The sequence below is a fragment of the Amycolatopsis sp. NPDC051045 genome (assembly GCF_040682955.1).
In the GTDB taxonomy this organism is placed as follows: Bacteria; Actinomycetota; Actinomycetes; order Mycobacteriales; family Pseudonocardiaceae; genus Amycolatopsis.
In genome coordinates this window covers 51,984-71,245 of sequence record NZ_JBFBCC010000021.1, presented here as the reverse complement: position 1 = coordinate 71,245, position 19,262 = coordinate 51,984, and the positions used below count along the sequence as shown (strand labels likewise).

The 19,262-nt window shown below is 69.8% G+C and carries 17 protein-coding genes and 1 pseudogene; 5 read left to right on the top strand and 13 right to left on the bottom strand.

Going from position 1 to position 19,262, the window contains the following annotated elements:
- Positions 1–201 precede the first annotated feature (201 nt).
- Entirely contained in the window at positions 202–1,515 is a 1,314-nt protein-coding gene (locus AB0M80_RS35455; RefSeq protein ID WP_364573676.1) for a protein kinase, read from the top strand.
- Positions 1,516–1,522: 7 nt separating this feature from the next.
- Here AB0M80_RS35455 and AB0M80_RS35450 read toward each other — a convergent pair whose 3' ends face one another.
- The 3 genes from AB0M80_RS35450 to AB0M80_RS35440 form a co-directional block, all read right to left on the bottom strand.
- Positions 1,523–3,364 (bottom strand): fibronectin type III domain-containing protein, encoded by a 1,842-nt coding sequence (locus AB0M80_RS35450; RefSeq protein WP_364573674.1) that lies wholly within the window; start codon positions 3,362–3,364, stop codon positions 1,523–1,525.
- 81 nt (positions 3,365–3,445) lie between these two features.
- Positions 3,446–4,690 (bottom strand): HAMP domain-containing sensor histidine kinase, encoded by a 1,245-nt coding sequence (locus tag AB0M80_RS35445; protein WP_364573672.1) that lies wholly within the window; start codon positions 4,688–4,690, stop codon positions 3,446–3,448.
- On the bottom strand, positions 4,687–5,358 hold the full coding sequence (locus AB0M80_RS35440; RefSeq protein WP_364573670.1) for a response regulator transcription factor: 672 nt from the start codon (positions 5,356–5,358) through the stop codon (positions 4,687–4,689). Before AB0M80_RS35440 ends, AB0M80_RS35445 begins: the two co-directional genes overlap by 4 nt.
- A 56-nt stretch (positions 5,359–5,414) precedes the next feature.
- Between AB0M80_RS35440 and AB0M80_RS35435 the strand changes: the two genes are divergently transcribed.
- The 3 genes and pseudogenes from AB0M80_RS35435 to AB0M80_RS35425 all read left to right on the top strand — a co-directional run bounded on the left by AB0M80_RS35435 (position 5,415) and on the right by AB0M80_RS35425 (position 7,769).
- Positions 5,415–6,851, top strand: coding sequence for a BTAD domain-containing putative transcriptional regulator (locus AB0M80_RS35435; RefSeq protein ID WP_364573668.1), 1,437 nt, complete (start codon positions 5,415–5,417; stop codon positions 6,849–6,851).
- Between the two features lie 30 nt (positions 6,852–6,881).
- Positions 6,882–7,070, top strand: a pseudogene (locus AB0M80_RS35430) (helix-turn-helix transcriptional regulator); the annotation flags it as partial.
- A 27-nt stretch (positions 7,071–7,097) separates the two neighbouring features.
- On the top strand, positions 7,098–7,769 hold the full coding sequence (locus AB0M80_RS35425) for a response regulator transcription factor (protein WP_364573666.1): 672 nt from the start codon (positions 7,098–7,100) through the stop codon (positions 7,767–7,769).
- Positions 7,770–7,892: 123 nt separating this feature from the next.
- Here the strand turns inward: AB0M80_RS35425 and AB0M80_RS35420 are convergent, their stop codons facing one another.
- The 6 genes from AB0M80_RS35420 to AB0M80_RS35395 form a co-directional block, all read right to left on the bottom strand.
- Positions 7,893–8,438 carry a hypothetical protein gene (locus AB0M80_RS35420; protein WP_364573664.1) on the bottom strand — a complete coding sequence of 182 codons (546 nt, stop codon included), beginning with the start codon at positions 8,436–8,438 and terminating at the stop codon, positions 7,893–7,895.
- A gap of 179 nt (positions 8,439–8,617) precedes the next feature.
- A complete protein-coding gene (locus tag AB0M80_RS35415) occupies positions 8,618–9,163 on the bottom strand; it encodes a trypsin-like peptidase domain-containing protein (protein ID WP_364573662.1) in 546 nt (181 codons plus the stop codon).
- Positions 9,160–9,951, bottom strand: a complete 792-nt coding sequence (locus AB0M80_RS35410) for an FHA domain-containing protein (RefSeq protein WP_364573660.1) — start codon at positions 9,949–9,951, stop codon at positions 9,160–9,162. The genes AB0M80_RS35415 and AB0M80_RS35410 overlap by 4 nt, the downstream gene beginning before the upstream one ends.
- The gene (locus AB0M80_RS35405) at positions 9,948–11,141 is read right to left on the bottom strand and encodes a right-handed parallel beta-helix repeat-containing protein (RefSeq protein WP_364573658.1); all 1,194 of its coding nucleotides are present in this window, start codon (positions 11,139–11,141) and stop codon (positions 9,948–9,950) included. The genes AB0M80_RS35410 and AB0M80_RS35405 overlap by 4 nt, the downstream gene beginning before the upstream one ends.
- A gap of 75 nt (positions 11,142–11,216) precedes the next feature.
- Complete coding sequence (locus AB0M80_RS35400) at positions 11,217–13,028, bottom strand: serine/threonine-protein kinase (RefSeq protein WP_364573656.1); 1,812 nt, start codon at positions 13,026–13,028, stop codon at positions 11,217–11,219.
- Positions 13,029–13,071: 43 nt separating this feature from the next.
- Positions 13,072–13,461, bottom strand: coding sequence for a DUF805 domain-containing protein (locus tag AB0M80_RS35395; RefSeq protein WP_364573654.1), 390 nt, complete (start codon positions 13,459–13,461; stop codon positions 13,072–13,074).
- A 121-nt stretch (positions 13,462–13,582) separates the two neighbouring features.
- Here AB0M80_RS35395 and AB0M80_RS35390 point away from each other — a divergent pair, with 121 nt between their 5' ends.
- Entirely contained in the window at positions 13,583–14,044 is a 462-nt protein-coding gene (locus AB0M80_RS35390) for a hypothetical protein (RefSeq protein ID WP_364573652.1), read from the top strand.
- A 399-nt stretch (positions 14,045–14,443) separates the two neighbouring features.
- Here the strand turns inward: AB0M80_RS35390 and AB0M80_RS35385 are convergent, their stop codons facing one another.
- From AB0M80_RS35385 to AB0M80_RS35370, 4 genes are read right to left on the bottom strand one after another with little or no spacing between them, the layout of a single operon-like run.
- Entirely contained in the window at positions 14,444–16,744 is a 2,301-nt protein-coding gene (locus tag AB0M80_RS35385; RefSeq protein WP_364573650.1) for a hypothetical protein, read from the bottom strand.
- 1 nt (position 16,745) lies between these two features.
- Complete coding sequence (locus AB0M80_RS35380; RefSeq protein ID WP_364573648.1) at positions 16,746–17,597, bottom strand: M15 family metallopeptidase; 852 nt, start codon at positions 17,595–17,597, stop codon at positions 16,746–16,748.
- 12 nt (positions 17,598–17,609) lie between these two features.
- The gene (locus AB0M80_RS35375; protein ID WP_364573646.1) at positions 17,610–18,854 is read right to left on the bottom strand and encodes a hypothetical protein; all 1,245 of its coding nucleotides are present in this window, start codon (positions 18,852–18,854) and stop codon (positions 17,610–17,612) included.
- Positions 18,851–19,252: an IPT/TIG domain-containing protein gene (locus AB0M80_RS35370; protein ID WP_364573644.1), complete on the bottom strand. Its 402-nt coding sequence runs from the start codon at positions 19,250–19,252 to the stop codon at positions 18,851–18,853. Before AB0M80_RS35370 ends, AB0M80_RS35375 begins: the two co-directional genes overlap by 4 nt.
- Positions 19,253–19,262: the final 10 nt, after the last annotated feature.

Below are 19,262 nucleotides of genomic sequence, written 5' to 3'. Positions count from 1 at the left end.
CGCCGCCACGCCGCAACAATCTCCCGAAGGGGTCCAGCACGAATACATCAGCGATACATCCGGGCGGATTCAACGCCGAAATCGGGCCGCAATGACAGCAACCTGCCACGCCGGGCGCGCCGCGGCGGATGCGTTCCTAGAATGGGAGTTCACGCCCGCGCGAAGCCGGGCATCGGCACGAGCGCGAGGACGAGCAGGACCATGGCGGACACGGAACACGGCGAACTGGTGCCACTTGGCGAGGGCCCGGTCGCTCAAGTGCTGGCCGGGGTGCACGGCACGACCGGCGAAGCGTTCGCGCTCAAGGTGTACCCGGGAAAGCTGGATCGCCGGACCCGCAACGAGCTCGACAAGGAACTGAGCGCGCTCGCCGGGTTGCGCGATCTGGGTACCGCGCTCGTGCCGGACGAGGTCTGGGAACTCCCCGACGGACGCTGTGGGATCCGGATGGACCTGTGCGCGCAGTCGTTGCCGGAACTGGTCGCCGCGTTCGGGCCGCTGTCGATCACCGACACCCTGGCGCTCGGCGAAGCCCTCGCCTCGACACTCGCCGAGGCGCACCAAGCCGGGCTCGTCCACGGCGGTGTCACGCCGGGCAACGTGCTGTTCCGGCCGTCCGGCGCCCCGGTACTGGCCGACTTCGGCTTGACCCTGCGGCAGATCTTCCCCCGCGACCCGGAAAGCGGCGTCGAATACCTCGCGCCCGAAACCGTGCGCGACGGGACCATCGACGAACGCACCGACCTGTACGGCCTCGGTGCTGTCCTGTACCTCGCGCTGTCCGGGCGGCCTCCGCACCAGGGCCGGCCCGGCGAACCCGCGGACGCGGTGACCCTCCGGGTCCTCAACGGCGACGTCACTCCACTGGACCGGCCCGATCTGCCCGCCGGCCTCGCTCATCTGGTGTCGTCACTGCTCGCCGGCAACCCGGACGCGCGGCCGATCGACGCCGCCCTCGTCGTCACCCGGATCGGCGCGATGATCGGCCCCGCCGTCCCCGGGAACCACCCCGCACCGAGCACTTCCGGAGCCGTGCTTCCGGCGCGACCGCTCGGCGAGCTGGTGGTCGAGTACGGACCCACCACCGGCACGCCGCGAAAGCGCCGCACCGCGCTGACCGCCGCGGCCGCCGCAGGCGCGGCCGCGCTCGCCGTCGTCGCGGTGGTCGTCTTGACGAACCGGCCGGAGGAACTGAGCGTTCCCCCGGAGCCGGCACCCACGACCGCCCGGCCGACGCCGTCGCCGGTGGCCGCACAGGTCGAACTCGCGACACCGGCCGACCACGACACCTATGTGGACCTCAGCTGGCGCAGCAGCACACCCGACCTCGACTACGCCGTCGTCGTCGCCCCCGAGGGCAAGCCGAACCACATCGAGTACGTGCGGCGCGAGACGAGTCACCGCGTGGACGTGGAGCCGTCGCTGAAGTACTGCTTCGTCATCCAGGGCACGAACAGCTTGCTGACCGTCCAAAGTGCACCGCAGGGCATCCGGGGCGCACACTGCACGCAGTAGGCCGCACTCAGTCAGGCGGCCAGGTGTACTTGGGGGACGAGACGCCGTTGTCCGCGGTCACCCAAGCCTGCTTGCCGACCGCGCCGAAGTCGAACGCCTCGAAGGTGACAGCACCGTTCGCATCGGTGGTGAACGAGCGGCCCTCGTTCGAGTAGGTACATCCGCAGTGCGGTGTGAAGTGGTACTCGGTGTTGGGCGCGAACCCGCGCACCACCACGTGCATCTTGGCGCAATCCGGTGCCGAACACTCCGCCGGGTCCGGCTCGTAGGTCCCGGTCTTCCCCCGGGTCACGGTGATCGTCGGTTTCGGGATCGCCGGGCCGGTCACCTTCGCCGTGGCCGGTGTGCCGCGCCCGGCACTGTTCTCCGCGACCACGGTGACCGTGTAGGTGATGCCCGCGCGCAGCCCGGGGATCACCGTGGACCGCGCGGTGCCCGCCAAATCGGCGAACCCCGCTCCGGCGCCGGACGACGGCTTCCACGTCACGTGGTAAGCCGTGACCGCGGCTCGGTTGTCGGCCGCCGCGCCCCAGGTGACCCGCGCATCACTGCCCTGCAACCGCGCGGTGAGCCGGGCCGGGATGCCCGGTGGGCTCGGCGGGAGGGGCTTCTGCTGCTGCGTCACCGGCGGGTCCGCCTTCCGCGCCGGCGGAGGCTGCTGCTTCGGACCGTCCGCCCGTACGTCGGGCTTGGCCTTCGGCGGTTGCTGAGCCGGCGGCGGCTGGGTCGGCGGCGGCTGCGGTGAGGTGGCCGGGGCCGGGGCCTTGTCGGCGGCGACCGGCACCTGGCTGACCTTGCCGTCCGGGTCGACGACCAGGACGTGCTTGCCCTCGCCACCGTCAACGTAGACGCGCTTGTCGTCGCCGCGCACCAGCTGCGGGGTGCCCGATTCCGGCGGGATCGCCGTGGTCTGACGCCGGTTGCCGTCCGCACCGTAGGTGACCACGTGGTGGCGGGTCAGATCGAGGAGCACGACCGAGGACGCACTCGCCGTCGGCTTCGAATAGATCCCGTCGGGCAGGTCGACCTTGATCGGCTGCCCGGGCGCGCGCCCGGCTTCGAGCACGCCGGCGTCGAGCAGGGACAGCTGCCGCTTTTCCTGCTCCAGCACGGCGATCCGGCCGTCGGCGTCGGCCGGAGCGATCTGTGCCGCGGGCGAAAGGTCCTTACCGATCGCGACCGGTTCACCCGGCCTGTCCCCGGACACCTGCCGGATCGTGTCGGTCGTCGTGTCGACGAACACCGCGCGGTCACCCGCGATGCTGAGCGCGCCGGTGTGCCCCGCGCCGAGGTTGTCCCGGCAGGCCACCGTGTCGGCGTCCTTCGCCAGCCGGCACAGCGCGCCGGAGTCGGTGCGGTTGAGCCAGAGCGTGCCGTCCGGGGTGGCCACCGGGGTACCGAGCGGACCGCCCGCGGGCAGCGTGGTGAACCCGCTGCCGAGCCGGACGACCCGGCCTGCTTCCCGGTACACCAGGTACGGGCCGCCGGAGGCTTCCACGAGAGCCGGCCGCTCGCCCGATGGCGAGGGCAGCGTGCGGTCGACCGACAGGTTCGACTTGCCGAATTCGACGATGGTGGACTTGCCGATCACGTACCCGCTGGTCGGGCCCTGCACCACCTGGCTGCCCGGTTCGAGCCCGGCGACGGGCACCTGGGCGTCCACACTCTTGGCCGAACCGTTGACGAACAGCACGAGGTTGAGCGCCGGGCTGGCGATCCAATGCCCGGCCTGCGAGAGCTCCAGCCCTGGCAACGGCGAAGCGCCGCCGGACACGGCCACGCCGATGAGCACCGCGCAGACGCTGACGAGCGCGGTCATCGGAAGCCGGCGGAGTCCCCTCTTACCCACCCGGCGAGCGTAGAAGGTCCTGGTACACGAACCGGCCCTTTCGAATACATTCCCTGCTCGGGTCCGCACCGCACGTGACATTCATGCCTCCGGCAAGCTGAGTTCGAAGATCGCGCCGCCCTCTTCGGCGTTGTACACCCGCAGGACGCCGCTGTGGGCCTGGGCGACCCACCGGACGATGGACAGCCCGAGCCCGCTCGACCCGGCGCCGCTGGTGAACCGGTCGAACGTCTCCTCGGCGACCGCCGCGTCGATGCCGGGCCCGTGGTCCGCCACCGTCACCCGGCCGCCGGCCACGGTGATGTGCACGATCGCCTCGGACCCGGGACGTCGCCCGTGGCGCATGGCGTTGTCCAGCAGGTTCCCGATGGCCCGCTGAACCAGCGCGGGGTCCGCGAGCACCTTCGTCGGTGCCGCCGTCACCGTCACCTGAGCATCTTCCTTCGGCGTCTCGTCGACCACGCCGGTGACCAGCTGATCGAGCCAGACCGGCTGGATGGCCAGTGACTCGACTCCCGCCGCGAGCCGGGCGCGCACGAGCAGGCCGTCGATGATGCTGCCCATCCGCCCGGCCAGCCGGACCGTGCGCGGCAGCAGGTCGGCGCGTTCGGCCGGGTTCCGCAAGGCTGTTTCGGCCAGCGCGCGCAGCGCCGCCACCGGCGTGCGCAGGTCGTGCGCGGTTTCCGCGAGCAGGGTCTCCTGCTGTTCCAGCGCGGCCGTCGCGGGCCGGATCGCGCGCCCGGACAGGACGTGCCCCGCGACCGCCAGCACCGCGACGAGCAGCACGCAACCGCCGGCGACGAACAGCACCAGCCGATCGTGGTCCGTCTCCGCGCCCCGGGCGTCGGCGACGACGACCACCGCGCCGGCGTACTGGCCGGCGGTGTTGCGGAAGGGTTCCGCGCCGATCCTGACCAGCTCTCCGCCGGTACCGCTGCCGTAGCCGTTGAGGACGGCTTCACTGCGGACCGCCTGAGTCGCCCAAGCACGCAGCTTGGCGGGGTCCATCGGGACGCACGTCCGCGTGCTGGTGAAGTCCGCGAACCGGCCCGCACCGACGGGCAGGACCACGAATTGAGGGCACTGGTCGCCCACCGGGTCCTGGCCGACCAGTCCGGTGACGACCTCGTCGCCTTCCTTGACCAGGCGGGTGACCGCCGCGGTGACCCGGCTGGTCCGGCCGTCGAGGCGCACTTCGCGCTGCTGCGTGTCGGCCTGGACCGCGAGCCAGGCGAACACGATGAGGCCCGCCGCGTTGAGCCCGGTGAACAGCCAGGTGAGCAGCCGGCGCAGGCGGCGCAGCCGGTCGGCCGCCGATCGCCTCACCGGACGGCCAGCCGGTACCCGCGCCCGCGCACGGTGTGGATCAGCTCGGGTTCACGCAGCTTCAGGCGCAGCCTCCGGACCACGACGTCGACCACGTTGGACATCGGATCGGTCCGGCTGTCCCAGCAATGCTCGATCAGCTCGTCCCGCCCGACAGCTTGCTCGGGTCGGGCCAGCAAGAACTCGAGGACGGCGAACTCCTTGTCGCTCAAAGTGAGCAGCGTCCCGGATCGGCGGACTTCACGGCGGGCGCAGTCCATTTCCAGGTCGTCGTGCCGCAGTACGGAGGGCCGTCCCGAGCCGGAGCGGCGGCAAAGCGCCTTCACCCGCGCGGTCATTTCGGCCACGGCAAACGGTTTCACCAGGTAATCGTCGCCACCGTGCTCGAAGCCGGCCACCCGGTCGTCGAGGCTGTCGCGGGCCGTGAGGAACAGCACCGGCACCGCCCAGCCCTCCAGGCGGCGCCGGTGGACGTAGCCGATCGAGTCGCCGTCGGGCAGCATGCGGTCGAAGACAGCGCATTGGTAGTCCGCGTTCGCCAGCTCGACGTGCGCGCCGGCGAGGTCACCCGCTTGGCCGACCCGCAGGCCGGACGCGGCCAGCTCGGTGGTCACCGCCACCCGCAGGTCCTCGTCGTCCTCCACCACCAGCACCCGCGCGGCTGTCATCGGAACCTCATGTGCGCGGCGCGATCGTGGGAGCCATCCGGAACGGGGGTGTGAGCATGGTGCTCTTCCAGGTCCTGGGGCCGCTCGAGGTACATGGCCACGACGGTCTCGCGTGCCGGCTCGGCGGTGGGAAACCGGTCGCGGTGCTGGCCGCACTTCTCGTGCAGCCCAACGCGTGGGTCGCGGTGGACCGGCTGATCGAGGCCACCTGGCCGGAACAGGACGCGCCGGCGTCGGCCGAGGCCAACCTCAAGACCTACCTGTGGCGCCTGCGGCGGCTGCTGCCCTGTCACGACGACGGCGGCGCGCGCATCGAGAGCAGGCCCGGCGCCTACCTGCTGCGGGTCGCCCCGGGCGAGCTCGACGCCCAGTGCGCCGCCGAAGCGGCTGACGCCGCCCGGCACGCGCTGACCGAAGGTGCGGCGGCGACGGCGGTCGAACTGGCCACCGAAGCACTGGGCCGCTGGTGCGGGCGCCCGTACGAAGGACTGGGGCTCGACCTCGGCGACACCGTGGCGAGGCTGGACGACCTGCGTCGTGAGCTGTGGGCCTGCCTCGCCGAGGCGCAGCTGGAGCTCGGCCGCCCGGCCGACGCCGTCACGAGCCTGCGTTCGCTCACCTCGGACGATCCGCTGCGTGAAGACGCGTGGGCGCGGCTGGTCCGTGCGTGGCACGCGATGGGGCGGCCGGCCCAGGCGCTCGCCGCGTACCACGAGGCACGCCGCGTCCTGGCCGCCGAGCTGGGCGTCCGGCCGGGGCTGGAGCTGGCGGATGCGCTCCGGGCGCTGCACAGCGGCGCCCGCCCCGCCGAGCGGCCGCCCCGGCGCGAGCTGCCCCGCGACACACCGTTGTTCACCGGCCGCACCCGGGAGCTCGAGGTCCTGGCCGACGCGTGCACCGGCAACCCGCGCGTCGCCGTCGTGACCGGCCCGGCCGGGGTCGGCAAGACGGCTCTCGCGGTGCACGCGGCGCACCGGCTGGCTGGGCGGTTCCCCGACGGCCAGCTCTACGTCGGTCTGCGTGCGGCAGGCTCGCCGGTGCCGGCCGCGACGGTACTGGCCAGGCTGCTGCACAGCATCGGCATCCCGCCCGCGCTCGTCCCGGCCGACGTGGGCGAACGGGCCGCGCTGTGGCGATCCGAACTCGCGTTCCGGCGGGTGCTGCTGGTCTTCGACGACGTCGCGGACCCCGCGCAGGTCGAGCCGCTGCTGCCCGCGACCGGCTCGAGCGCGGCGCTGATCACCGGCCGGGCCGGGAGTCTGCACATCGACGGCGCGGTCCGCGTCCGGCTCGGGCCGATGTCCCCGCGTGAGGCAAGAGCGCTGTTCCGCGCGGCGGCCGGGGAACGCGGTTCCGCCGTGGACGAGCCGGCCGTCGAAGCGACCGTACGGCGCTGTCGCGGCCTTCCGGGTGGGCTGCGCGAAGCGGCGGCGACTCCCGTGGTCCATCCACTGTGGACCACCGGGCAGCGCGAACCCGGGAAAGCCGCCTGAGCCATGCGCATCGACGAGGGGTTGAACGACCGGGAACGCATGCTGCTCACGTTGCTCACGGCCGGCTACACCGACGAGTCGGCGGCGGTCCGGCTGGGCATCTCGGTACGCACCGTCCGCCGGCTGGTCTCGGGCCTCATGGACCGGCTCGGCGCGCGAAGCCGGTTCCAGGCCGGTGTGAGGGCGGCCGATCGTGGTTGGCTCCTCGACGTGGGCTGAACGGCCGATCACGTTACGCTTTCGTCCATGCGCGTGCTGGTCACCGAAGACGACGAGGATCTCCGGGTAGCCGTGGAGGCCTCCCTGCGGGGTGCCGGATTCGCGGTGGACGTCGTCGCCGACCTGCCCGAGGCCGACGAAGCGGTGAGCGTCAACGCCTATGACTGCGCGGTGTTCGACCGGATGCTGCCCGCCGGCGACTCGCTGACCTACGTGGCGGGCCGCCGCCGGAGCGGCTGGGACGTGCCGGTCCTGTTCCTCACCGCGCGGGACACGGTGGACGACCGCATCGCCGGACTGACCTGGGGCGACGACTACCTGGTCAAGCCCTTCGCGATGGCCGAGTTCCTGGCTCGCGTGCGGAGCCTGTGCCGGCGCAGCGACCCCGGCCCGGCCCCCGTCCTGCGGTTCTCCGACCTCGAGCTGGACACCGGCCGCCACGAGGCCCGCCGCGGCGGCGTCCTGCTCACGCTGACCGGCAAGGAATTCGCCGTCCTGCACCGCCTGCTCGCCACGCCCGGCGAACCAGTCCGCCGCGCCGACCTGCTGGCCGCCGCCTGGGACGAGCTCGTTCCCCCGGCCACCAACGTCCTGGACGTCCTGATCGCCCAGCTGCGGGGCAAACTCGGCGAGCCAAGGGTGATCCACACGGTCCGCGGCACCGGTTACCTGCTCGGCCAAGCCCGGGGGAACGGCTAGCGCGGCAAGCACGGCCGAAGTGTCCGCGCGCTGATCGGCGAGCCGGCCGAAGCCACCTCCGTCGTCCTGCGGGGCACCTCCTGGCATCCCGGCCTCCTCATCGCCGTTCTGTCCCATTGGCGATCAGTGGGTTCTGTGCTGCATGACGCGCCGGGATATTTCCGCCGGGCCGAACATCTGCCCGAACGGCAGGGCTTTGCATTCCCGGCACAGGACCGCGCATGCCAGGCGCAAGCCCATCGGAACGCCGATCGCACAGTCCTCGACGATGACGTGCAGACGTCCGGGGCGAGACGAGCAGTTCTCGCACTTGTCTGCGGTCAGGCAGGGATTGGGAGCGGGAATCGGCTCCCGGACGGCCGGCCACTCGACCTTGGGGACGTCGCTCGCTCGCCAGAGCTTGTCGTTCGCTCGCCGGCGCTGGTCGGCTGCTCGCCGGCGCTGGTCGGCTGCTCGCCGGTGCTGGTCGGCTGCTCGCCGGCGCGCCAGTTCCCGGTCCAGTGCGGCCGATGCCGGCGGCAACGCTCGGAGGTACGAGGCCCGCGAGCCTCTGAACATCCGGCGCCACCACGGCGTGAGGAGGCCGAAGGCCACCCGGCGGCCCTCCAGGAAGGCTCGCAGCAACGCCGCGTCGTGTTCGGTCCTCAGCAGGTGCACCGCGCTGATCAAGCTTCGGCACAGCTCGGGGAGCCCGGCGGGGTCGCGGAACCCCGGCCGTGGGTGGACCACCGACTCCCCGGCCGGTTCCACCGGTGCGGCAGGAGGCCGCTTCGGCTCTTTCGGCGGAATGCGGTGCCGTGCCTTCTTCGGCTTCCGCTTCTTGGACCGCTGCATGCCTGATTTCTAGTTCACCACGGCGGGGACCGGTCCCAGCCCGCCTCCGCCGGCAGGGAGCCGAGGGCGTCGATGCCGAGCACGCTCACCCCGCCGGCCCCGGTGGACACGACGATGCCGACCACCTCGCCGAGTTCGTCCAGCACCGGACTGCCCACCTCGACCGGCGGGACCGGCGGAACCTGCGGCCCGACGTGGAACAGCCGGACGCCGGCCGCCGTGCCGAACCGCTCGATCAGGCCGGTGCCGCCGCCGGGAGTCCGCACCTGGTCACCGACACGCACGTGCCCGGGATACCCGAGCGGCGGCGGGTCGGTTCCGACCGGCTCGGCCAGCCGGAGCACGGCCACGTCGTGCTCCGGCACCTCCGGCCGGTGGATCCGGCCCACACCGCGGGTGCCCCCTCCGGTGGTGACGACGGCGTCCGCGGTGCGCCCCGCCCCGCCGGTGACCACGAGCCGATCCGAGATCAGGAATCCGGCGCGGGAATCCTCGCCGACCCGGACCCGGACCAGTGCGGTCGCCAGGTCTCCGGGCCGGTCCGGCTCGCCCACCCTCATCCGGGGGCAAGCGGGGGGTCGGGGAGCTCGAGCCATTCGAGGTCCATCGGCACCAGGGTCGTCGAGAGCACCAGCTCGCGCAGCAGGTTCACGGTCAGGGTCAGCCCCACCGGCTCCCCCACCTCCTCCCGCCGGAGCCCGTGCACGCCGGCGTCGGAAAGCCGTTGCCGGACCCGGAAAACGAGGTGTTCGACGCGTTTGACCGTCCAGTTCTCGCGAGGCCGTCGTTCGGCGAGCTCGGCGGCCGCCTGCTGACGGGACAGCGGCAGCGGGTGGGGGTCGTAGCCGAGGTACCGCTGCCCGAGCACCGCCAGTACGAGGTGCTCCTCCGGCGACAGCCGCCAGCGTTTCGGCGGCGCCGTCGGGTGCGTCGGGCGGCGCGTGGCGACACCGGCCTCGCCGTCGGAGACGAGCAGCTCCAGCACGTGCTCGCGGGTGCCGCGCAGGAACAGCGCGGTGTAGCCGTCGGCCAGCGGCAGCGGTTCGCTGTCGCGGTGCAGCAGGACGCTGTCGGACAGGCGGATCGGCGAGCGGCCGGTGTTGCTCAGCCACCAGCGGTCCCGCTCGCGCACGAGCAGCCCGTGGACCCGGCTGATCCGCACGTCCTCCTCGCCGACACAGACGTCGGCCTCCAGCCGGTTGCGCCCGAAGGTCACCCGGCTGCCGGGCGACGGCGGCACCGCGACGCCGCCGGTGACGGTGAGTGCGCTCAACATGCCCGGCACGGTGCCGGCGACGCCGTGCCGCAGGCTGCGCTGGTGGTGCGCGTCGAGGCGTTCGGTGGTCACGGCCACCTCCGTTCGTAAGCGCCGATGTCGAAGCCCGCGCCGGCGGGCCGGACGACGCCGTCGAGGTCGAACCCGGGGGCGTGCTCGGGGCTGCCGGCATCGACGGCGGCCGAGCGCGCGGCGAGGTGGTAGTCGCCGCGAGCCGGATCGGCGAACCCCGGATTGCCGACGAGGTTGTGGTCGGCGGCGAACGGCCCGGCGTCGACCGGCCCGTCACCGAACACGTTGTTCCGCAAGGTGTTCGTTCCGGTGAACCGGTCGGCGTCGATCAGCAGGGAGCCGCGGGCGTTGCCGGCGAAGGTGTTGTTGACGATCGTCAGGTCCCGCATCGTGCCGGTCGACTCGACCCACAGGCTCAGGCCGGCCTGCGCGTTGCCGGTGGACAGGTTGTCGAAGACCCGGACCTTCGACAGCAGCCGGCTTTCCGAGTAGTCCTCGACGGCGAGCCCGATCCCGGCCTTGGTGGCCTCGCGGGTACCGCCGACGACGTTGGCATATATGTCCACAGTGGACGATGAGTCGACGTAGATGTCCGGGCCGCGGTTGCCGGTCACGACGTTGTGGTGGATCTTCACCCGGGCAGCGTCGTCGTACTTGACGTCGATGCCTTCCTCGCCGTTGTCGTGCACGTGGCAGCCGGACACCTCGACGTCCGACGAGCCCGAGGCGATGCTCAGCGCTTCGTGGTCGGCCGCGGTGCCGCGGGCGTTGGTGCCGTGGATGTCGCAATGCGCGACACGCACCCGCCGGGTACCGACCAGGACGAGCCCGCCGTCGCGGGAGCCGTCGACCCCGAACCGGTCGAACACGAGGTCGTGCGCGCCCTCGGCGTACACGCCGAAGCCGGTCGAACCGGACACGGTCACGTCGGTGAACTCCAGCCAGCCGTGTCCGCCCACCACCAGGCCGCCGGCGCCGGTCAGCACCGCGGTGCCGCCTTCGCCGCGGAACCGGATGGGGTGGCCGGGGGAGCCGCCGCGGTGGACGGTCAGCCCGCCTGGGTGGCTGCCCGCCTCGATCGCGACGGTGTCCCCCGGCCGGGCCGCGTCGGCCGCGGCTTGGACGCTGGGGTACGTCCCGTGCGGCCCGACATGCCGGGTGCGCGGTCCCGGTCCGGCGGCCCCCTCGGCCGTCGGACCGGCGGCGGCCGCCACCAGGAGCGCCACGCCGGCCAGTACCCGTATCGACACTTCTCGTCCCGTCTCCTCCGGCCGTTTCCGGCCCCCGCTCTTTCTAGCCGGGGGCGCCGGGGACCGGTCCCCGGTTCACGGCAGCCGCCGGACGAGGACCTCCGCCAGCGAGCGAGCGGTCGCGCAGAGCGCTTGCCCATCGGCTGCCGCGGTGTCTTCGACGGAGACCTTGGCGACCTCCTCCCGGTCCGGAGGGGTACCGTTCAGCACCGGCAGCGCCGGGGTGTAGAGGCGGTGCACGACCATGACGGCGCACTCCGGGTGCCCGCCCGCCACCGGCGCGACGACGGCCTTGCGGTTCCCCAGGCGGATCCGGTCGCCCGGGACGTCCTTGTCCGCCTCGATCGGCCATTCCCGGCTGAACTCCACGCTGATCGTGCGTGGATCGTGCTCCCAGGTGCAGCCCCAGCCGCCGAACCCGCGGTCCGGTTTCTTGGCCTGGCCCAGCACGCCCGACGTCGTGGCGTCGTCGAGCAGGCCGCAGGCGTCGACGTGCGCCAGCGACCACTCCGGGAGCTGCGCGCGCCGCGGCAGCGGCCCGTTGGCGAGCGTGGTCAGCACGCCGGACAGCACCGACTCCGAGAAGGAGCACACCGGCGCCTCCTTCGCGCCGTCGTCCAGCGGGTGTGAGGTGACGACGATCCGGTTGGCGTCGGCCAGCGAGATGGCGCGCTCGCAGGAGCCGTCGCGGGCCTCGGGATACTCGATTTCGCCCATCTTGCCCGGCACCGGCGGCCGGGGCGGGTACCGCAGCGGGCCGGTCAGATCGAGCCGCGTCTGCATCTGCCCGGTCTTGCCGGTCAGCGTGGTCGTGACCACGCAGCTGCCGAAGTTCAGCACCTCGGGGTCCACGAACGGCTCCCCGAACGAGGTCAGCGAGTTGATCGAGATCGCCGCACACGGATCCGTCGCAGCCGGGTCGGCGCCGAGGGTGTTCGCCCCGGCCGGTGGGCTCGGGGTGGTCGCCCCGGCCGGTGCGCCGCCGGTGGTGGTCCACAGCGGCCGGCCGAGGACGAACCCCGCCACCAGCGCGGCCACCGCCGCCACCGCGGCCCCGGCGAGCAACCGGCGGCGCAGGTGGCGACCGGGTCGACGTAAAGGCACGGGCGCGTCCGCCGTGAGCAGCGTGACCGCCTCGGCGGCGCCGGGCCGGTCGGCCGGGTGCCGGGCCATCAGCGCGTCGAGCACCGGCGCGAACCGCCCCGCGCGCTCGGCGGGTGCGGGCCGCCCAGCGGCGGCGCGGCGCATCTGCGCAAACGGACCGTCCTCGCCCGGGCCCCACGGCGACCGGCCCTCGATCGCGGCGTAGAGGGTGGCCCCCAGCGAGAAGACGTCCGATGCGGGCCCGGCTTCGGCGCCGTCGGCCACCTCCGGCGCGACGTACCCGAGGGTGCCGGTGAGCTGGGCGCCGCCGGTGCGGGTGACCTCGGTCCAGCGGGCGATGCCCAGGTCGGTCAGCTTGGCGACGTCGTCCGCGGTCACCAGGACGTTGCCCGGCTTGACGTCGCGGTGGACGATTCCGCGGGAGTGCATGTCCGCGAGCGCCCCGGCGAGCTGCGCTCCGATCCGCCGGACTCGCTCCTCGGGCAGCGGCCCCCCGTCGTCGACGAGCTCCTCCAGGCTCCGGGCGGCCAGGTACTCCGTGACCAGCCACCGGGCGTCCCCGTCGACGACCGTGTCGAACACCGTGACGACGTTCGAGTGCAACAACCCGGCTCCGATCCGCGCCTCACGCCGGATCTGCCCGGCGTCCTCGCCCAGCGCCCGCTTCAGCGTCACCTGCCTGCCGAGCTCGAGATCGACCGCCCGCCAGACGACGCCCATACCACCCCGGCCGAGCTCCTCCTCCAGCCGATATCGGCTGGCCACGACTCGTCCCTTGGTCACGCGAGCAGTCTACGAAATCCGGTATCGGCTCGCTGACCCCGCGTCACCGCGGCGGCGGGCCGAACCGGTTCTCCCCCAGCTGGCCCCGCCCGCTCCAGAACGAGAGCAGGAAGAGCCAGCCGAAGCACGAGATGATGCCGACGCACCACCAGCCGGAACGCCCGACGTCGTGCAGCCGCCGGACCCCGACGCTGACGAACGGCACCACCCACGGCAGGTAGAGCACGGTGCCGACCGTGTAGAGCCATTCTTCGTCCGCGGCGTTCTCGACGACCCCGAGCGCCAGGACCAGCGGCACGTAGGCCAGGAAGAAGTACCAGAACTCCGGTCGCGAGGCCCGGCCCCGGAACCGGAAACTCAGCCGCACCGCCCGAGCCAGCGCGGCTCCGAAGCCGATCCTGTTCCGCTCGGTGGTGGCCGCCTTCAGCTGCATGCGCCGAGCGTGGGGGGCGTGGCCGGGGACGGGTCCCGGATCAGGTGTCCCGGGACCCGTCCCCGCGACTCCGCCCGATACTGCCGACGCAGCACGCAGCACGGGAAGTGGTGAGGCAGCAGTGGCCGAGACGGGCGAGTATCCGCGGGTGCGGCTGGCCTGCATCCACGGCGAGCGGCACCGCGAGTACGTCGTCGTGGCCACGACCACCGTCCGGTACTCGCTGAGCGACATCCCGGTTTCGCGGCCCGCCACCGGCCTCGTCGAAGCCACGGTGGCCTGCGGTTCGTGTGAAAGCCGATTGCCCGTGCGGGTGTTCAGCCCGGCCAAGCGCCGGCGGTGGAAGCTGGCCTGGTTCGGCTTGTTCCTGCTCGGGGCGTTGATCGCCACGCCGTCGACCCTCCGCCTGATCGCCTTGGACGCGCTCGACGAGCCGGCCTCGTTGCCGTACGTGCTGCCGATGCTCACCAACGTGCTCGGTCTCGGCGCGGCGGTCGTGGGAGCCATGTTCTTCTTGACCGAAGACGGAGTCCGGCTCACTTCACTGTGGGGCGACGCCGGCCACCGTCTCCGCCGATGGTGACCGGGACGCCGCCCGGCTGCGGAAACGGGGGACGTACCCGCCTGCTCCCGACGACGATCAGTTCGCCCGCGAGTCGCCGCGGCGGCTCGAGTCGCCGACCTGGTGCTCGGCTCGTGAGCGGGTGGCCTGGGCCCGCCGAATCCGCGCACCTTGCTCACCGCACGCTCCCCCGCGGCCGACGCTCCATCGCCAGCAGCACGTCGACCCGGATCAGCAGGGCAGAACCTGGACAGAAAGTTGCCCCTTCACATCCACCCGCTACGCGCGCACCGCCAGCGCGGGCTCATCAGCGGTTATGGGGGTGATCTCAGCAGCGTATAATCGGGTTGGTTCGACGACGGGACTGATCCAAGATCGGTGTTTTGGCACTCCACATACTGAGACGACCGGTTTGCCTGCCTACTTGGCGATCCAACCGGCAGTGGTGCCGTTGCCGAATTCCTTGACGTAGAGGGTGCTTCCCAGCCCGCCGTCAAGGCGTTGGTAGATGTCACCGATGTTTCCGGCCACAAGCACCGAGTCCCCGGGAAGGGCCGACTCCGTAGGATCACCGATTCCCGTCAAATGGCGCCCACCGCCCGAGTTCGGTTCTGAGCCACCTCGGCTGGCCGCGCCGCCGACGATCACCGCATGTTCGGGAAGGTTACTCAGTCCTACGATGGGCTTCGTGGCGTCGGCGCTCACACGGTTGAGCGCGCAGACGGGGGTGTGACGAATGCCTTTCCCATCGAACTCGACGCCGACGGCCGCACCTCCGATCGCATTGCTGACGATCGACAAGTCGTCGATGCTGTGGCTACCGGTCGCGACGCGGACGCCAGTTTTCCATGTGCCTAGACCCTCAGCCGTGATGTGGTTGTCGTGGATGGAGATCCTGTCCGTGTCCGAGCTTTCGGCGTAGACGAAGACTCCCCCGGTGCAGGAACCCGTCGAGATCACCATGTTCCCTTGGATGGCGATGTCATTTGCGGAAATCACGTCGATACCGGCCCCGGAGCGGGTGACGCAAAGGTTGCCGGAGACCAATGTCCGAGTCGCCGGACGGTGCGCTGCTCCACTGAGTCGTAGCGCGGACTCGATCTCAGCGTGAGCGTTGACCAGCAGATTGCCGGTGATCACCGACTCGCGGCCGCCCCGTTGGACGTGAAGGGGGATCCGCGCCGGGCCACTCTCGGGCACAATGACGGTGTTGCCTTGGATCGTCAACCGGTCGATGTCGGTGCTGAAGATCGAGCCGCCGATCACCAGGTTGTTCGTGAACTGCACACGGGTGAGGCGGTCGAGCCCGGAGATGCCGGACAGCGACACGGCGACGGTCTGGGTTCCGTGCACCATGAGGTTCGAATCGATGATGATGTCTCTGGGCGCGTTGTCATTGGTCGGCACCGGTCCGGTGGGCTCGAAGTCCAGGCAGGAGTCGGTGCTCGGCGGGGTCATCTCGATGTAGCAGCCGCGCACCCAGACCTGCTCCACGGCTCGCTGGAAGGCCACGCCAGACCGCTTATTCTGAACGATTTGGCAACGGTCGACCCGTACCTGCCGCACCTTGCCGTCCGCGCTGCTGAGCAGCCGGACGCCATCTCCCGCTGACTGATGGACACGCACCTGATCGACGGCGATCTCCTCGGAGCCATCATCGATGACGATGCCGTGCATCTGTTCGTTGACACTGCCTAGCGTCAGGTAAGAACCGTGGACCGAAAGGTCGCGCAGCGTCAGGCGAGTGCAGTTGCGCATCTGCACCACGTGCGCGTTGCGATCCAGCTTCTGGTCCGGCATCAGGCGTAGAATCGTGACCCCAAGGCCCGCGCCTCGCAAGGTCAGGTTCTTCAGCCCACTCAGCGAAATCGCGCCCTGCATCCGGCTCGAGATCGGGACTCGCGTGAAATCGTAGACACCAGGGCTGAACCTGATCTCCGCGGACTCGCCCTCCAGACCGCCGAGGCCGGCCAGCAGTGCCTCGAACCCGATTCGGGAGTCGGTGCGCCACACGTCGGCCAGACCATCGACGACCGTCCGTTGCGCCGGCGCAGCCAATGTCACCTGAGTGCTGCTTTGGAACGACTCGATGGTCGTCACGTGCCGCCCCGCCGCCCGGATCACCACGGGCTTGTCAAGATCGACGGAGGAGAACTTGGCAGTCTCACTCGCCAGCGCCGAGCTTCCCACCATCATGGCACCGTCGCCGATCGTGCGGTCACCGAGATCGACCGTGACGCCAGCGACTCTGATTCGTGCATAGTCGCTCAAAGCGACGCTGCCCGGATCATTCAGGATGGTCTTCACGGCCGAAACCGAAGTAGCAGACGCGTCGGCCAATTCGAGGTTCGTCGGGCCGACCACCTTCACCACGTCAGTGACCAGCGTTGAGCCGCCAACCCCAGCACCCGCCACGGTGATGCGCTGACCTGCGTGAATCCTGGCCAGGAAACGCCCGTGGTGTTCCGGCGCGAACGTCGCGTCCAAGGTTTTCTCACCAGCGACCATTGTCCCGTCGACATCGGTTCGCCTTATCAAGCGGCTGATCGTACCATCGAGATCCGCAGCACCGGGTATTGCGATGTTCTTTCCCACGTCCGCCGCACGTACCTCGCCATCGCCGTCTTTCAGCGCGGCGGTGTCTGCGGTAATCGACACTCGCTCCAGGAAGCGCCCGTCCGGTACGCACCCGAATTCGTCGACAGCAAGGACCGTTGCCATTTCAGTGGACCCCTTCGCCATCGCCGTCGGACAGACGACCACCCTTCACAGGGCGGATCCCATTGGCAAGCTCCGCAGGCGTGACGCTGATCTGGAAGTGCATGGTGTCCTTGCAGGTTTTCCACCGCCCTCCCCAAGCGAAGACCTGGTGGCCGTCAACCGTTCGAATAGCTTCGACAGCGGCGACCTGGTCTTCCGTGAAGCTGGTATCCGCGCGTTCAGAACGGACGTCTTCGCACCGCTCATCTTTGGTACTGGCCCGCGAAAACTTGACAACTCTCTGGTCGGGCGTTGCCCGGTTTACGTTACATTTCGGTTGCCTGTGGTCGATATCGATAGCCAGCCCATATGCGTGCAACGACTGAGTCTTCTGCCCTCCGATCTGACGGCAGACGTACACCCAGGCCCGGTGGGGTCTGTAGCCCGCACCGACGAGTGCTTGCTCAAGCGCTCGCCATGCATCGACCGTCTCCGGGTTTACCGGAGTGTTCCATTTACCGAACAGACGGAGATCGACCATGCGATGCGTCGCACATTCATAGGAACGCCAGGCTTTTCGTAGTTGCGCAGTCAACAAGATCCGTGGACGAACGTCGTCCCTCCCTGATTCTTGAGCGTCGATTTCCATATCTCCGCGGGAGTCCAAGGCAGAGATAGCCTCGTCGACAGCGTGACGGGCGAACTCCTCGGACTCGAACAGTTCCTCAGATTCAGCTACTTCGTCGGCTCTTCCCAGCAGCACCGACTCAGGAGCCGCGGTGTCCGAATACCGGTCGAACGGGATTTCGTGCCCCCGCCAACGCGATGACGGCTCGGACACGCTCTCTTCGCCAAGAAACGGGGATGTGCTCACCGGATTTCCTCCTCAGAGAACGCCTGTCACTGCGGGCTGGACGTGACCATTTGGTGACGGAGAAACGCCGCCGCGGACGGGCATGGCTTTGACGTCACGTCCGGTCGCGAGCGACCAATGCGTGATGATTGTCTGCATGTCGTTCCTGATCGGATTTCCCGCGGTCGGCAGGATGTAGAGCGCCTGAGCCCCCGCAGGGTCGTTGAAGACACCAGTCTCGAGGGCGGCGAGTACGGACGCGGCTGGTTGCGCCATTCGGAAATGACTCTCCGACTTGGCGTGCGCCGGCACGCCGACACGTTCGCCGATCTTCCGCAGTCTTTCTTCGGGGCTTGGCGCAGTCGCCTTGAGGTCGGCGACGATTGGCGAGTCGAACTCCACCGTGAGGTGCAGCCACGACATCGTCGCCACGTAGAAGAACTCCTCACGCGACAGGTTTCCAGACCGGCGCCTCGCCGAGAGCATGTTGAACAGATGCTGAGCGAGATTTGCGATCGCACTGTCGTCGGTTGCCCGCGGACCGGTGGTATTGGTGAAGTTCTCGATCCCTCGCCAAACTTCCGTCAGAAGTTTCTCGAACGTCGGCACGAAGTCGCGGTTGTATGCCTCAGCTTGCTCATAGGGATACCGGCCGCCATCCTTGGTACCGTGATTCAGGTCCATGCCGAACATCCGCCAGTAGGCATTACGTCGAGACGCGCAGATATCAGAACGCACGTAGCTCGTGAGAGATTGGATCGAACCAGGGGGTGCGTCCTTGAAGAACAGGTCCTCAGTGGCTCGCAGCCAATGCTGACCGTCGACCGACGGCACATCCAAGCGCTCGCCGTGCGCATACTCGTGGATCACCCGCCGGAAGATCTCGTAAATACGAGTGTTCTCAATCAAATATGCGTATATGAGATGGTCCCAAAGTCCTGTCTGCACCCGTTTGCCAAGAGGGTAGATCGAATTGGTGGAATCCAGAACCCAATCCTCGACGAACGAGCCGCGCGAGGCCAGCATGGAACTCGAACGCCTAGCAGTTCGCGTCGCATAGCCGGGGTCCGGCCCCGGTATCGTGGGGTCATCAAGACTGAAGCTCGGCCGCGCGGAATACGAGTTATTCCGCACGTACCAAGCCTCCTCAAGAAAATAGGAAAGCTGGAGCGGGTGGAGCAAGAACATCTTCCGTGCTCCAGCGTCGAGCGTCGGCGTTTTCTTGATCCCCGCCTGCTCTTGCAGCCAACTTGCCAGTTGTCGGTACACTTTGGTCACGCTTCCTTTGTCGTTGCGGCGGACGATGTCGATTCATTTCGCGACTTCTCCGCCACAGTGAAGAGAACAGCGCCGACCGCTGTGCCCAACGAGGTCGAGACGACAACCTTCACCTTGTCGCCGAGCGCGAGACCCGCGGGAACTGTGGTGGTAAATCCGTCCGCATTCGGACTGGGGGTCGCAGTTTGCTTCGCACCGAAGAAAATCTTCGGATTGCCTCCCAATTCGACACCCGTGATCCGCACCTCGTCCCCGACCCCGCCCACGAGCGGTTCGACCTTGGTGATCTGTGGGCGCGGTCGAACGGGGATTCTGGCCGGCTCCTCGAGCTTCCGAACTGGGCCGACCACTGTCGTGGCCACCTCCCGATATTGGCTGATGATCTCCTCCGGCGTCATCGGTAGTCCT

What these genes read in the sequence shown, in the direction of transcription:
- AB0M80_RS35455 (WP_364573676.1), top strand. Translation starts at nt 202, where the DNA reads ATGGCGGACACGGAACACGGCGAACTGGTGCCACTTGGCGAGGGCCCG.
- AB0M80_RS35440 (WP_364573670.1), bottom strand. Translation starts at nt 5,358, where the DNA reads ATGACAGCCGCGCGGGTGCTGGTGGTGGAGGACGACGAGGACCTGCGG.
- AB0M80_RS35435 (WP_364573668.1), top strand. Translation starts at nt 5,415, where the DNA reads ATGGTGCTCTTCCAGGTCCTGGGGCCGCTCGAGGTACATGGCCACGAC.
- AB0M80_RS35425 (WP_364573666.1), top strand. Translation starts at nt 7,098, where the DNA reads ATGCGCGTGCTGGTCACCGAAGACGACGAGGATCTCCGGGTAGCCGTG.
- AB0M80_RS35415 (WP_364573662.1), bottom strand. Translation starts at nt 9,163, where the DNA reads ATGAGGGTGGGCGAGCCGGACCGGCCCGGAGACCTGGCGACCGCACTG.
- AB0M80_RS35395 (WP_364573654.1), bottom strand. Translation starts at nt 13,461, where the DNA reads ATGCAGCTGAAGGCGGCCACCACCGAGCGGAACAGGATCGGCTTCGGA.
- AB0M80_RS35385 (WP_364573650.1), bottom strand. Translation starts at nt 16,744, where the DNA reads ATGGCAACGGTCCTTGCTGTCGACGAATTCGGGTGCGTACCGGACGGG.
- AB0M80_RS35370 (WP_364573644.1), bottom strand. Translation starts at nt 19,252, where the DNA reads ATGACGCCGGAGGAGATCATCAGCCAATATCGGGAGGTGGCCACGACA.